This window comes from Acinetobacter zhairuonensis (assembly GCF_022601715.1).
Taxonomy (GTDB): domain Bacteria; phylum Pseudomonadota; class Gammaproteobacteria; order Pseudomonadales; family Moraxellaceae; genus Acinetobacter.
In genome coordinates this window covers 20,531-35,068 of the sequence record NZ_JAKVIM010000009.1, presented here as the reverse complement: position 1 = coordinate 35,068, position 14,538 = coordinate 20,531, and the positions used below count along the sequence as shown (strand labels likewise).

12 protein-coding genes are annotated in these 14,538 nt (G+C 43.7%); 5 read left to right on the top strand and 7 right to left on the bottom strand.

Going from position 1 to position 14,538, the window contains the following annotated elements; genetic code table 11:
* Positions 1-18: 18 nt before the first annotated feature.
* The 5 genes from MKI85_RS08745 to MKI85_RS08725 all read right to left on the bottom strand — a co-directional run bounded on the left by MKI85_RS08745 (position 19) and on the right by MKI85_RS08725 (position 7,445).
* Positions 19-504 (bottom strand): DUF934 domain-containing protein, encoded by a 486-nt coding sequence (locus tag MKI85_RS08745; RefSeq protein ID WP_241626910.1) that lies wholly within the window; start codon positions 502-504, stop codon positions 19-21.
* Entirely contained in the window at positions 497-2,140 is a 1,644-nt protein-coding gene (locus MKI85_RS08740) for a nitrite/sulfite reductase (RefSeq protein WP_241626908.1), read from the bottom strand. Before MKI85_RS08740 ends, MKI85_RS08745 begins: the two co-directional genes overlap by 8 nt.
* Positions 2,141-2,422: 282 nt before the next feature.
* Positions 2,423-4,813, bottom strand: a complete 2,391-nt coding sequence (locus tag MKI85_RS08735; protein WP_241626906.1) for a glucose/quinate/shikimate family membrane-bound PQQ-dependent dehydrogenase — start codon at positions 4,811-4,813, stop codon at positions 2,423-2,425.
* Positions 4,814-4,957: 144 nt separating this feature from the next.
* On the bottom strand, positions 4,958-6,166 hold the full coding sequence (locus tag MKI85_RS08730) for a carbohydrate porin (protein ID WP_241626904.1): 1,209 nt from the start codon (positions 6,164-6,166) through the stop codon (positions 4,958-4,960).
* 160 nt (positions 6,167-6,326) lie between these two features.
* Positions 6,327-7,445: a CaiB/BaiF CoA transferase family protein gene (locus MKI85_RS08725; protein ID WP_241626902.1), complete on the bottom strand. Its 1,119-nt coding sequence runs from the start codon at positions 7,443-7,445 to the stop codon at positions 6,327-6,329.
* 210 nt (positions 7,446-7,655) lie between these two features.
* Here MKI85_RS08725 and MKI85_RS08720 point away from each other — a divergent pair, with 210 nt between their 5' ends.
* The 5 genes from MKI85_RS08720 to MKI85_RS08700 all read left to right on the top strand — a co-directional run bounded on the left by MKI85_RS08720 (position 7,656) and on the right by MKI85_RS08700 (position 12,722).
* Positions 7,656-8,666 (top strand): AraC family transcriptional regulator, encoded by a 1,011-nt coding sequence (locus tag MKI85_RS08720; RefSeq protein ID WP_241626900.1) that lies wholly within the window; start codon positions 7,656-7,658, stop codon positions 8,664-8,666.
* A gap of 50 nt (positions 8,667-8,716) precedes the next feature.
* A complete protein-coding gene (locus tag MKI85_RS08715) occupies positions 8,717-8,920 on the top strand; it encodes a hypothetical protein (RefSeq protein WP_241626898.1) in 204 nt (67 codons plus the stop codon).
* Positions 8,898-10,103 (top strand): acetyl-CoA C-acetyltransferase, encoded by a 1,206-nt coding sequence (locus tag MKI85_RS08710; protein ID WP_241626896.1) that lies wholly within the window; start codon positions 8,898-8,900, stop codon positions 10,101-10,103. Before MKI85_RS08715 ends, MKI85_RS08710 begins: the two co-directional genes overlap by 23 nt.
* A 15-nt stretch (positions 10,104-10,118) precedes the next feature.
* Positions 10,119-12,254: a 3-hydroxyacyl-CoA dehydrogenase NAD-binding domain-containing protein gene (locus MKI85_RS08705; protein WP_241626894.1), complete on the top strand. Its 2,136-nt coding sequence runs from the start codon at positions 10,119-10,121 to the stop codon at positions 12,252-12,254.
* Positions 12,255-12,428: 174 nt separating this feature from the next.
* Positions 12,429-12,722 carry a hypothetical protein gene (locus MKI85_RS08700; RefSeq protein ID WP_241626892.1) on the top strand — a complete coding sequence of 98 codons (294 nt, stop codon included), beginning with the start codon at positions 12,429-12,431 and terminating at the stop codon, positions 12,720-12,722.
* Between the two features lie 54 nt (positions 12,723-12,776).
* On the opposite strand, the gene MKI85_RS08695 is transcribed toward MKI85_RS08700, so the two are convergent.
* On the bottom strand, positions 12,777-13,208 hold the full coding sequence (locus tag MKI85_RS08695) for a GNAT family N-acetyltransferase (RefSeq protein ID WP_241626890.1): 432 nt from the start codon (positions 13,206-13,208) through the stop codon (positions 12,777-12,779).
* A 25-nt stretch (positions 13,209-13,233) separates the two neighbouring features.
* Positions 13,234-14,457 carry a class I SAM-dependent methyltransferase gene (locus tag MKI85_RS08690; protein ID WP_241626888.1) on the bottom strand — a complete coding sequence of 408 codons (1,224 nt, stop codon included), beginning with the start codon at positions 14,455-14,457 and terminating at the stop codon, positions 13,234-13,236.
* Between the last annotated feature and the right edge of the window lie 81 nt (positions 14,458-14,538).

Here is a 14,538-nt window from a genome sequence, read left to right as displayed (position 1 = left end):
TTTTTCAACTAGAGCAAATTAAGCCCCAGTTTGATAGCTTGCTTGAGCAACCGCAGTTGATGCTTGGTACGGGTTGGTAAAATCACCTAAACCAGCCGCAGCTTCCTGAACATCTTTACCTTCTTTAATCACGAAAGTATCGAAACCGGAACGCTTCATATAGTTTAAGACATCCTTAAACACATCACCTGTCGCACGCAATTCACCTTGGAAACCTTGTCGACGCAACAATGCTGCAAATGAATAACCACGACCATCGTTAAAGCCAGCAAAATCAATAAAGATCGCATCTAACTGATCTAAAGGAAATTCGTTCACTTCTGGAGAAGCATCAACAGTAATCAGCAATGCTTTTTTACCTGTAATGTTGGCAAGCTGATCCAACTGATCAACAGTGAGCACGACATCACCTTGCGGTAATACAGCATCGTCACCGATCAACTGGTAGCTATTGTCTGTCACTGTGCCATCTTTAGAGAGCACTTGTAGTGCGGTATTAAGCATAAGCACGCTCCTTGAATGGTTGAATGCCAACACGACGGTAAGTTTCAATAAACTCTTCACCTTCTTGACGTAAATCAAGATAAGTATTCAGAATTTCTTCAATGATGTCAGGTACAGCATCTGCTGCAAATGATGGTCCTAAGATGTCACCAATTGAAGCATCATGGTCTGCATTACCACCTAAAGTAATTTGGTAGAATTCAGCGCCTTTTTTATCGACACCTAAAATGCCAATATTACCGACGTGGTGATGACCACAAGCATTCATACAACCTGAGATGTTCAAGTCGATATGACCCAAATTGTAAACCGTATCTAAGTCATCAAAACGACGTGAAATCGCTTCAGAAATAGGAATCGATTTCGCATTCGCCAATGAACAGAAGTCACCGCCTGGGCAGCAGATAATATCGGTAATGAAACCAATATGCGCACGCGCCAAATCGTGTTGTTCTAGGGTTTGCCACAATTCAAACAAATCTTTTTGCGGTACATCCACCAACGAAATGTTTTGTTCATGCGTGGTACGTAATTCACCGAACGTATATTTGTCTGCAAGGTCTGCAATCAAATTCATTTCTTCAGTGGTCACGTCACCTGGTGCAATACCCGCACGTTTTAGAGAAATGGTGACAACGCGGTAACCAGCGACTTTATGTGCATTGGTATTGATGTTAAACCACTGTTTGAACTTAGGATATTCAGCAAACAATGCCGTGAAGTCTTCATCCGCCAATTGTTGATAAGCAAATGGGGTAAATTCTTCATCCAGTTTCGCTAAAGTTTCAGCATCGACTTTCAATGTTTTGATAGTGTGAGCAAATTCTGCTTCCACTTTTTCAGCAAACACTGCAGGCGTTAATGCTTTGACTAAAATTTTGATACGTGCTTTATATTTGTTGTCACGGCGACCGTGTAAGTTATACACACGAAGTACCGCTTCAAGATAAGCAATCAAATCTTCACGCGGCAACCATTCTTTGATAATTGAACCAATGATTGGTGTACGACCTAAACCACCACCCACTTTGATTTTATAACCGATCTCACCCGCTGCATTTTTCACGATATAGACACCGATATCATGGAATGAAGTTGCAGCACGATCTACTTCTTCTAAAGCAGACACGGCAATTTTGAATTTACGTGGCAAGAACGCAAATTCAGGGTGGAAAGTGGACCATTGACGAATCAATTCACAAGTCGGACGTGGGTCAGCAATTTCACCTGCCACAACGCCTGCGTATTGGTCAGTCGTGGTATTACGAATACAGTTACCTGAAGTTTGAATCGCATGCATCTGCACAGTTGCCAACTCGGCAAGCATGTCAGGCACGTTTTCAAGTGCTGGCCAGTTAAACTGAATGTTTTGACGTGTTGACACGTGTGCATAACCACGGTCATATTCTTTCGCTAATTCCGCAACCTTGCGTAACTGCGTTGAGCTCATCAAACCATAAGGAACGGCAATACGTAACATTGGCGCATAGCGTTGTACGTATAAACCATTTTGGAGACGTAGCGGACGATATTCATCTTCAGTGAGTTTACCCGCTAAATAACGTTCCGTTTGGTCACGGAACTGTGCAACACGTTCATTGATCAGTTGCTGATCAAAATCAGTATATAAATACATGGCGTACAGCTAGTAGTTTCATTATAACGACTGACAGCATAACGAGATTTAAACTATCAACAAAATGCGTTTTTTACATATTTCATAGCGGTTTTATTGATAAGTCATTTTTATTTTCTCAAAGCCTGTATTTATAAGGCTTCTCCCTTCTTTTTCACTGTTTCGGCTTTGTTCTTCTATCTTTATTTATTTTTGTGATATTCAGCTCAATAACACCTTAATATGGCTTTCACATAAGAAAAAAGCCCGATGAATCAGGCTTTTTCTTTTAGATAAGTTCACTTACTGCAAAGCATAGGCCACCAAGTAATCTCCCATCTTGGTACCAAAGGAACCATGTCCGCCAGCCATGATCACTACATATTGCTTACCATTGATTTCATAGGTCATAGGTGTTGCCTGTCCCCCAGCGGGTAAACGTCCTTCCCACAACTGTTCGCCATTGCTGACATTAAATGCGCGAAGATAATTATCCTGCGTACCAGCGACAAACATGACATTACCTGCGGTTGAGATTGGTCCGCCCAAACCAGGTACCCCAATTTTTAACGGTGGCAGCTGGAACAACTGCGGCAGACTGTCACGAATGGTCCCAATCCGTTTTTTCCAGACCACTTGATGGGTTTTCAAATCTACCCCTGCTACATAGCCCCAAGCGGGTTGTTTACACGGCAAACCCAGTGGCGATAAGAACGCACTAATTTCTACGCCATAAGGCACACCATACATCGGTTGTATCCCCTGTTCAGTTCCCGCTCCTTTAGCCGTTTCTTGACGATTCGGATCTGCTGGAATTAAGCGGCTGACAAAAGGCAATCCGATGGGATTCATCACAGCGACCTGACGATCAGCATTCACCGACATACCGCCCCATTCAAATACGCCTAAATTACCAGGGAAGACCAAAGTACCATTTTCTGAAGGTGGGGTATAAATTCCGTCATAATTTAAGCGATGGAAAGATACACGACAAATCAACTGATCAAACATGGTCGCGCCCCACATGTCTTTATCTTTTAACTTTTCTTGGGGGGCAAGATTCAAATTAGAGAATGGTTGGGTTGCTGAATAATGCTCGCCTTGAGTTTGTGGTCCACGCTTTACAGTTTGAGGAACGGCGCGCTCCGTAATCGGCACAATGGCTTTCCCTGTTCGTCGATCTAATACAAAGACATTGCCTGTTTTGGTTAAGACATAAATGGCTGGAACTGTTTGACCTGTTGCATCCTGCACATCTGCCAATGACGGTTGGGCGGGTACATCCATATCCCATAAATCATGGTGTGTCGTTTGGAAATGCCAAACCAACTTACCTGTACTGGCATTAATCGCCAGCATGGAATTGGCATAACGCTCTTTTAACTCGGTACGATCTCCACCCCAAATATCGGGTGTTCCCACGCCTGTTGGTACATACACGATATCCAGCTTGGAATCGTAAGCTAGAGGAGCCCAAGCATTCGGCGAATTATGCACGAAAGTGGTATTTTCATTTGGCATGGCATTCGGATTTTGTGCCCCTGTATCAAAGACCCAGAGCAATTTACCCGTATTCACATCATAGCCACGAATTACCCCTGAAGGTTCTTTAGAGGAATAATTGTCTGTGACTGAACCTGCAATCACGATGGTCGTGCCTGAAATAATCCCAGGTGAGGTTGGGTTATATCCCCCTGGATAGGCATAAGGCATAAACTTTTGTAAATTCACTTCGCCTTGCTCACCAAAATCGGTACAGACTTTTCCTGTGTCTGCATTCACAGCCACCAAGCGTCCATCATTGACGGGAACAATCACCTTGCGAGGACATTCAGCAGAGGTCGATTTTCGAGTTTGCAAACTGGTTGCAAACTCGGCTGTATTATTGGCATCGTAGTACATCACCCCACGACAAGTCAGATGCTGAAAAGTATGATCAGCTTTGAGTTTAGGATCAAAACGCCATTTCTCTTGACCGCTGGCAGGGTCCAAGGCTATCAACCATTGATGGGTGGTACACATAAATAGGTTGTCGCCCACTTTAATTGGGGTCACCTGATTGGTTGTTTCCCCAGAATCTTTATCGGTTTTGACATCTCCTGTACGGAATGTCCACGCGACCTTGAGGTCTTTGACATTTTTATCATTAATTTGTGTCAGCGGAGAATAACGCACTCCTGCTTGGGTACGCCCATAGGCAGGCCAGTCCTCTTCAGCGATGCCTTCAATCGCCTTAGCTGACTCAGGCTGTGGTTGTTGAATGACACCATTGATTTCCTGTGGATCATTAAAAATCGCATAGACCATCACTGCAATTGCAATCAGCAATGTCCCTGAAAGTGCAATTTTACTGCCCTGCGCCATACTCATGTTTCGGGTCACTGCAGGAATGAGCAGCCATAAGCCAAGTATTCCCAGAATATCCAAACGGGGTGCAAGAGCCCAAAAATCTGTTCCAACTTCCCATAGACTCCACAATATGGTTGCCAGCATCAGAAAGCTAAAGATCCATAATGAAGAGGATTGCCCCTTTTTAAGTAAAAATGCTGATGCCAGAAGCAACACCGCGGCAATCACATAGTAGATGGATCCTCCCAATAAAGTGAGCCAAACGCCGCCAATTAGTAAATAAGCAGCAATCACGAGCATCACAATAACTGTAAAGGTTCGCATGGCATTCGATGGGTTACTCATTCTATTCACCTCATTGATTTTATTATCGATGGCGCTACTGCAATGTCCTACACGACAGAGAGCCTATTGTTGTGGTTTCTTATCTGATTTAGTTCAAGTCGGAGTTCATTAGATCAATTCGTTCAGAGTCGATGCTTAAGACATTTAAAATGCGGTTTGAAACTTAATCCCCCCAACCCAGACATTTTCCCCATTTTTATAGGCGCCTACATGTCGGATATATTGCAGATTTGGGCGGATCATTAACCAATTGGTCGCATGTAACCCATAATACAGTTCAGTATTGTATTCTTCGTCTTGTCCAGTGTTTAAATCATCATTCAGATGGATGCGGGCAAATCCTAATGCAATTTCATCTCTCGGGCGCATATCCAACAGACCAGTATAAATCAGACCGATATTTTGCATATTATCCACACTATTGGTCTTGTCATCATGCACGGTCAGGTTGATGAATCCCGTCATCCCGCGATGAGAATCTTGCGCATGTTGCAGTAATTGTTGTTTAGCCACAATCCACATGCCTTGCTTATGCGATGTTGCATTGGGATTCTGAATTTCTACAGCATCTGCACTGCTATAGTAATAGCCCAGTCGATATTCACCTGTTTTGCCTTGCATGCCCATTTTCGGTTGCCAGACCAACTCGACTGGAACAATGACACCATCTGAACCCGAAGTACTTAAATTAAAGCCTTGACTACGTTTTAAGTTTTCGGGGTTATATTCATATACCCCAATTTGACTAAATAGTTCTGGTGATATTTGATATTTCAGTCTGGCTGCCCATTGGCTAACGGGCCAGTTAAACCACTGATCCCCGACCCAGTTCCCGACCTGAGAACCACACAAAGCCAAATTCTGAAAATCACAATCGAAACTATTAAAATCTTCACCTTCACCAAAACGCCCGACTTTAATATCCAACTTTTGATTCAAAAACTGTTTTTTAATCCAGAGATTGGTCAAGCGCCATGTTTGCCCACGCCCCCAAACCTCTTGAGTTGAACTTAAATGTCCTGCTAGCGCATCTGATGTTTGTGACAAAGAATGCCCATTCCGCTCTGTCACAATGATTTGTGCTTCGGTATCTTGCCAGCCCAATATTTTATCTAAATCAAAATGGCTTCCCAACACGAACTGATCAGCATATTCAGTACCATCATTTGAATGTTTTTTTGCATCCAGTAAAGATGCCATTTCGCCTGTATACCCCAGATTGAAGCTATATCCCTTGGCTTGCAATTCAGTTCGGGTACCATTCCAGTCCCCAAACATCCACGGGCTATCTACAGCAAAGGCAGATTGCGCATAAGCCCCAGCATTTATACTCAAGCCTATCAAACCCCACATGAGGCAGTTCCTTGTGATACGGAGCTTTTGCATACCTGCAACCTTTTATAATTATGTTATTGCTGTTTAGGTTACCCCTGTTTTTTGTGGTTAAAATACAACCATTTTGTCGTTTTTTGTTAAGCTATTGATATAGAATGAATTGCATAAAAAATACAACTTACCAACTGCCTGTACCTAATGCCTGCCCAATAAAATCATAACGCATCTCTGATCTGGAGAATTTAATCGGACATGCCAGCTGCGCTTGGGTTTCAGAGGAATGTTGATGCAATGGCACCTGTACCACCCAATGTCGTTGTTGTGCCAAATCCGAATGCAGCGCCTCATCTAACTGTAACACTGGCTCAACACAAACATCTTGAGTCGAAAAGAGTTGCTGCCACGCTTCTAAAGATTGAGTTTTAATTTTTTGTTGTAAAGCATGTCTCACCGCAAGACGATCTTCCGCAAGGAGTGACGCACCTTTCTCTAACAGTAGCGGAAGCTCCAACAACGTTGCCAAACCTGACATAAATTGTGGTTCTAAACTGCCAATTGAAAGATAGCGTCCATCTTGCGTTTCATAGTAATCGTAGAAGCTGGCACCATTCAGTATTCCCGATTCTGGCTGTTGCGTGATATTTCCTGCCAATGCAGCGGCAGCAGCCATACTGTTCAACGCCACCACACAATCAGTCATCGAGATATCAATATACTGCCCTTGACCACTCTGAGCACGTTCAATCACCGCAGTTAAAATTCCAATCACGGCATGTAGCGAACCGCCCGCAATATCTGCAACCTGAATACCTAAAGGTGGTGGTCCACTCTGCTGTCTTCCACTGTGCCCTGCAATACCAGACAAGGCTAGATAATTAATGTCATGCCCCGCTTTATCTTTATAATCCCCCGTTTGCCCATAGCCTGTAATGGAACAATAAATCAGTCGCGGGTTAATTTTCGCTAAAGTGGCATAGTCCAATCCCAGTCGCTGCATGACCCCAGGGCGGAATTGCTCTACTACAATATCGTATTCAGCAATCTTCTCTTTAATTGTAGTAATGTTTTGGGGATCTTTTAAATCTAAGGTAATCGACTGTTTATTCCGGTTTAAATAAAGATGGGCTGTAGCCTGCCCATGCGCATAGGGTGGAAAAAGACGAATCAGGTCAGGTCGGGTCGGTGATTCCACATGAATTACTTCAGCCCCCATATCCGCCAAATATAAAGTGGCAAATGGTCCAGGTAACAGTGTTGAAAAATCCAGGACTTTCAGTCCTTTTAAAGCATGCTGCATGTTCTTTTTATCCTTAAACTATTGTATTTTTATGTATCTTAGAAATATAAAATCAACAAAACAATGTCATGTTCAGCCATTTACCTTGATCATTTCGGCAATTTACCATGTAGAAAGGCAAATTTTATTATTGTAAATTGCCTATAAAAACTTTTTTAGCGTCATTTAGGTCATACGCAAGTGAATACAAAAGAGACTGAAGGATTTAACATGAGCCGCGATACAATTAGTATCCACTTTGTCAATGCGGCTTTGACTGGCGTAAAACGCCTTGGCATGGATGTCGAAACCTTACTTTCGCACGTCGGAATTGAAGCCGAACTGCTACGTCAGCCTAAAGCTCGAATTTCTCCAGAACAATACACACGTTTTGTGAAAATGTTATGGATGGTGACTCAGGACGAACATATTGGTTTTGATACTCAGCCGCGTCGCTTGGGTACCTTTGCCATCATGTGCCAACTGATCATCCATGCAAAAACCTTGGGTGATGCACTCGAATTATCGACTCAATTCTATAAATTATTTGGCGATGAATGGTGTGTTGCGCTTGAACGCGATAAGCATGAAGCCCGCCTTGTCCCGCTTATTCCAACTGAGATGGATCCGAATCATTTCATCACTGAAAGTATGTTGATGATTTGGCATGGCTTGGCATCTTGGTTGATTGAACGCCGTTTGCCTTTAGAGCGCGTACATTTTGGCTACCCGCGTCCTGCCCATGCAGATGAATATGATGCCCTGTTTTTCGCACCCGTGATGCAATTTGACATGCCACGTACCGAAATCACCTTTGCCGCAGATTATTTAGATTTACCCATTCGTCAAAACGAAGAAACGCTGGAAGAATTCTTAAAAGCAGCGCCAGCACAGCTCTTGGTCAAATTCAAAAACACCAACTCGCTCACTTCTCGTATCCGTGAAGTACTCAAGAGTCAAATTGGTGAAGAAATGCCAACGCTGAATGATGTTGCATCTATGCTATATCTTTCACCGCAAACTTTACGTCGTCGTCTGGCTGCGGAAGGCAAAAGCTATCAAGGCGTGAAAGATGCATTGCGTCGTGATGCCGCGATTCACTTACTCCTCAATCCAAATCTGACTTTAGAAGACGTGGCACAGCAAGTTGGTTTCAGTGAAACCAGTACCTTCCACCGTGCTTTCAAGAAATGGACAGGTGTGACCCCAGGTTTATACCGTCAATTACATGGTTATTTATAAGCTTTACAACTGATTTTCAAAAACCCAGATTCAAGAATCTGGGTTTTTTTATGACTAAAACAACCGAATCCAATCGCTTCCCTCTATTTTCCAAGCTTCAATTTTATCGAGCAGCTCCAGCGATTGACCAAAATGATCATACTACCCATACATCTCTTGTCATTGCGCTTCCTCAATTTATCATTACACTCGAAAAACAGAAAATCATGAAAATACACAAGGAATCAGAAGATGAGCGAGGCTTACATCATTGATGCGATACGCACGCCACGCGGAAAAGGGAAAAAGGATGGCTCACTCTATGAAGTGAAACCAATTAGCTTGGTCGTTGGCTTATTAAAAGAATTACAACAGCGTCACCAGCTGGATACTGCCAAAGTTGACGATATTGTACTGGGCTGCGTAACCCCAATTGGTGATCAAGGTGCAGATATTGCCAAAACTGCAGCCATAGCGGCAGGTTGGCATGATGATGTGGCAGGCGTACAAATTAATCGTTTCTGTGCCTCAGGTTTAGAAGCCGTCAATTTAGCTGCGCAAAAAGTCCGTTCAGGTTGGGAAGATGTCGTGGTTGCAGGCGGTGTCGAGTCTATGTCACGCGTACCCATGGGTTCAGATGGCGGCGCTTGGGCACTCGACCCTGAAACCAACTTAAATTCCGCTTTTGTGCCACAAGGCATTGGTGCCGATTTAATTGCCACTTTAGATGGCTATAGCCGTGCAGATGTCGATGCTTTTGCCGTCGCTTCACAACAAAAAGCCGCTGCTGCACAAGCCAACGGTTATTTTGATCAATCCGTTGTCCCTGTCAAAGATCATTCAGGGATAATGATTTTGGAAAAAGATGAATTTATTAAAGCGCATACCACGACTGAAGGCTTAGCCAAACTCAACCCAAGCTTTGAAATGATGGGGCAAATGGGCTTCGATGCCGTGGCCTTACAAAAGTATCCAGAAGCCCAAAAAATTCAGCATGTGCATCATGCAGGCAACTCCTCAGGCATTGTGGATGGCGCTGCTGTAGTTTTACTCGCTTCAGAAAAAGCTGTCCAAGAACAAGGCTTAAAACCACGAGCCAAAGTGCTAGCCACAGCATTGGTCGGCACTGACCCAACCATCATGCTCACAGGTCCTGCTCCTGCTGCACGCAAAGCCTTAGCCAAAGCTGGCTTAAGCATAGATGATATTGACCTGTTTGAAGTGAATGAAGCCTTTGCTGCCGTGGTGATGCGCTTTATTAAAGAACTGAATGTGCCTGCGGAAAAAGTCAATGTCAATGGTGGAGCGATTGCCATGGGACATCCGCTTGGTGCAACAGGTGCCATGATTCTGGGAACGCTATTAGATGAACTGGAACGCCAAGGCAAAAAACGTGGCTTAGCCACCTTATGTGTCGGTGGTGGAATGGGCATCGCTACCATTATTGAGTTGGTCTAAGGAAGGAAAATACAAATGAGCGCGATTAAATACGAAAAAAACGCAGAGAATATCGTCATTCTTACCCTCGACTCATCGGGTCAATCTGCCAATACCATGAATTCAGAATTCCGTGATTCGCTGGATGCGGTCAATCAACAGCTGCAAGCGGAAATGGATTTGAGCGGCATTATTTTCCGTTCTGCCAAAAAGACTTTCTTTGCAGGCGGTGACTTGGATGAACTGATTCAAGTCCAGCCCGAACATGCCACTGATTTTTTTAATATGGTGGAAAAACTGAAAGGCAACCTGCGCAGTATTGAAACCCTTGGTGTACCTGTAGTCGCGGCTTTAAATGGCACAGCACTCGGTGGTGGCTGGGAAATTGCTCTCGGCTGTCATTATCGCATTGCCATCAATGACCCTAAAACTCAATTTGGTTTACCTGAAGTGACCTTAGGTTTATTGCCTGGTGGTGGTGGCATCGTACGCATGGTCCGTCTGCTCGGTTTGCAAAATGCCTTACCCTTCCTGATGGAAGGTAAACCATTTGGCGTTGAAAAAGCCAAAGCACTCGGCTTGGTGCAGGATACCGCAGAGAATGAACAAGAGTTGCTAGAAAAAGCCTTGGCATGGATTAAAACCAATCCAAAAAGTCAGCAACCCTTTGACGTTAAAGGCTACAAGATTCCAGGGGGCGATCCGAAAAGCCCTGCCGTGGCGCAAATGCTTGCCATTGCCCCAGCAATGCTGCGAGACAAAACCAAAGGCTGTTACCCTGCTCCTGAAGCAATTCTGGCAGCAGCAGTTGAAGGCGCTCAGGTCGATGTCGATACTGCATTAAGGATTGAATCTCGCTACTTTACCAAACTCACTGTAGGGCAAGTCTCTAAAAACATGATTGGTACGTTCTGGCATGGACTGAATGCAATCAAATCAGGTGCCAGCCGTCCTGCGAATGTTGCCAAATGGCAAGCGACAAAAGTCGGTGTATTGGGTGCAGGTATGATGGGTGCGGGCATTGCTTATGCCACCGCCAGCAAAGGCATTCCTGTCATCTTAAAAGATGTTTCCATCGAAAATGCAGAAAAAGGCAAAGCCTATACGCAAAAGCTCTTAGAAAAACGCGTTGCCCAAGGTCGCTTATCGGAAGAAAAGCGAGATCAGATTTTATCCCTGATCACACCAACCGCTGAAGTTGCTGATTTACAAGGCTGTGACTTGATCATTGAAGCCGTGTTTGAAAATCAGGAACTCAAAGCCCAAGTCACGCAAGAAACTGAACCGTATTTGGCTGAAAACGGCGTAATGGCATCTAACACGTCAACCTTACCTATTACGGGATTGGCGCAAGCCAGCAAGAATGATCAGGCATTTATTGGGCTGCATTTCTTTAGCCCTGTGGATAAAATGCAATTGGTTGAAATAATCAAAGGCAAAAACACCTCTGCGGAAACCTTAGCCAAAGCCTATGACTTTGTACAACAAATAGGTAAAACACCCATTGTCGTAAATGACCGTCGTGGTTTCTTTACCAGTCGCGTGTTTGGTACCTTTATTCAGGAAGGCATGCGCATACTGGCTGAAGGTGTACACCCTGCCAGAATTGAAATGGCAGCCCTCAAAGCAGGTATGCCTGTAGGGCCGTTGGCTATTCAAGATGAAGTGTCCTTAACTTTGAGTGAACATGTGGCGAATGAAGCACGTAAATCGCTACTAGCCGAAGGTAAAACCCCAGCGCAAACGCCTGTGGATGAAGTATTACACAGTATGATTCACGAGCTAAACCGTAAAGGCAAAGCCGCGGGTGCAGGGTTCTATGACTATCCTGAACAGGGCAAAAAACATTTGTGGGATGGACTCAGCCGCTGGTCGAAAGCTCATGATATTTCTGAACAGGACATGATTGATCGTTTCCTGTTTGTGCAAGCTCTAGAAACTTTACGCTGTTATGAAGAAGGTGTTTTGGAGTCGGTCATTGATGCCAATGTTGGCTCAATTTTCGGAATTGGTTATGCCCCTTGGACAGGCGGTGCAATTCAGTTCCTGAATCAATATGGACTGGACGCCGCACTGCAACGCACAGAACAATTGGCTGACCGTTTTGGCGAACGCTTTAATCCGCCGCAACTTTTAAGAGAAAAAGCGCAACGTAACGAGCGCATCCAATAATCTCTATCGATACATACTGATTTGGGTGGAGCCTCCTTCCAAATCAGCTATGCGTCATCAGCTAAAATAACAACAATTAAGCTTTTTATAAAATTTGGTCTGCATCCATCACATTTTATGTTATAAAGTTACATAATTATTAGAAGTTTCTTTTTATCCATTGGGTTATTTGTTATGTCAGACAATACTTCTCCTGAAAAATCCCCATGGGGTTGGAAGGCCCTGATCATTGCCACAATTCTGAGTATTATTTTTCTCGTGGTGTTCTATTTAGCAATGAAGAACGAACCTGATTATATGCCAGGTAAACAAAGAGAAGCTCGTGAAGCTCAAGCGAACAGTTCAATGCAGGCGCAGCAAACTGGTTCTACGGAACACAATATGAGTGCTGAAGAACATCAAATGAGTGCTGATGAGCATGCTGCCATGAATGACTCTTCGGCTTCGACTGCGCATCAAGGACATTAAATATTAAAAAAGCCATCTTTTAACAGATGGCTTTTTTACATGGGTCACGTGGCTTCAATCATTTTCAAGCAAAGACATCTGCATATCGATATGTGGAATACCACAATCCAAATACTCTTCTCCACGCACTTGAAAGCCTAACTGTTGGTAAAAGGCAATTGCATGCACTTGAGACGACAGTTGCAGTAAAGGACGTTGTTGTTGCTGTGCTTGCTGAATAATATCGAGCATTAATTGCTTACCAATGCCTTGTCCACGATGTGATGCCAAAACAGCTACCCGACCAATACTGTGATTCGGCAATAAGCGCGCAGTCGCGATGGCATGCTCACCTTCATACACCACAAAATGCTGCGATACCGCATCCTGCGCATCCCACTCATCTTTAACCGCAATGTGCTGTTCCTGAATAAATACCTGCTCACGAATCGGTTTGGCATCAGTCTGTAATTCAGTCCAAGTCCCCGTACGAATCTGTAATGCCATCTTTAGTTCCTTTGATTGATTAGACTTAGCACTTCGCACCAATATCACGTTGATCCCATTGATCATTTAACAGCAATTCCAACGAGTGCTTTTGAATGCCATACATCTGCTTTAAAGCCTCAATTTGTGCCAATACCGTAACATCAGGTGCAACATAATCAGCGCGCTTGGTGGCTAAAATCATTTTATTTTTGCTGGTATGCTCTAAAGACACAAATTCAAACACCTTGGTTTCATAGCCATAGGCTTTTAACAGTAAGGCACGGATGGTATCGGTCAACATTTCCGCCTGCTGCCCTGCATGAATACCAAAGTGCAGCATCGGTTTCAGTACCTCGGGGCTTTTCAGTTGTGGACGTAACTCTTTATGACAACACGGCGCACACATGATCATCTGTGCATTTAAGCGAATACCAGTATGAATGGCAAAATCGGTAGCCACATCGCAGGCATGCAATGCAATCATCACATCTAGGCGTTCAGGTTGATATGTTCGAACATCGCCTTGGAAAAAGTCGAGTTGGGTAAAGCCAGAAGCCGCTGCCACCTGTTGACAGAATTGCACCATCTTTTCATTCAGTTCCACGCCCGTGACAAACGGGACTTGCTGATGTTTCGCCAAATAATCGTACAAAGCAAAGGTTAAATAGCCTTTGCCAGAACCAAAATCAACCACACGTAATGCCTGATCTTGATTTGGAAGTTGGGTCAAAGCTCCCGAAAAAATTTCGACAAATTTATTAATCTGTTTCCATTTACGCGCCATGCTCGGAATGATCTGTGCCTGCGCATCTGTAATGCCCAGATGCTGCAAGAATGCACTTTCTTGTTCTACAAAACGATGTTTAGTCCGATCATGGGCTTGGGCTAGTCGAATATCTGCTTTTGTCTCAACACTTTTTTGACTGAGTGTCAGTAAATCTTTTTTCTTATTACGTTTCAGTTGAAGATCTTGGGTGGTTGTAAAGAGATTGCCTTGCTTACAACAGCTCAGATACTCAGTAATCAGCTGCATGGCTTGATTTATTGGGTAATTTTTAGTGACATCTTGGGTTTTATGTCGATATAGAACATTCAACATGGGTTGCTGTTGTAATTCAATCACCCGAAATGTCATTTTTTCTAACTGCTGAATTTCTCCCTTGTATTGGCTCAGAATTAAACGCTCAAAGCTTTGTGTTTCAAGTGCTTGTTGTACAGCATCGAGAAACTGTTGTTCCTGAGCCGAGGGGGAAGTCATATCAGACATAAAATAAACCTAATTTAATTTGCGACTAAATTTTAAAGCGTCTTACGTGAAAAGCAAAATTCAATTACTATACACTTGTAT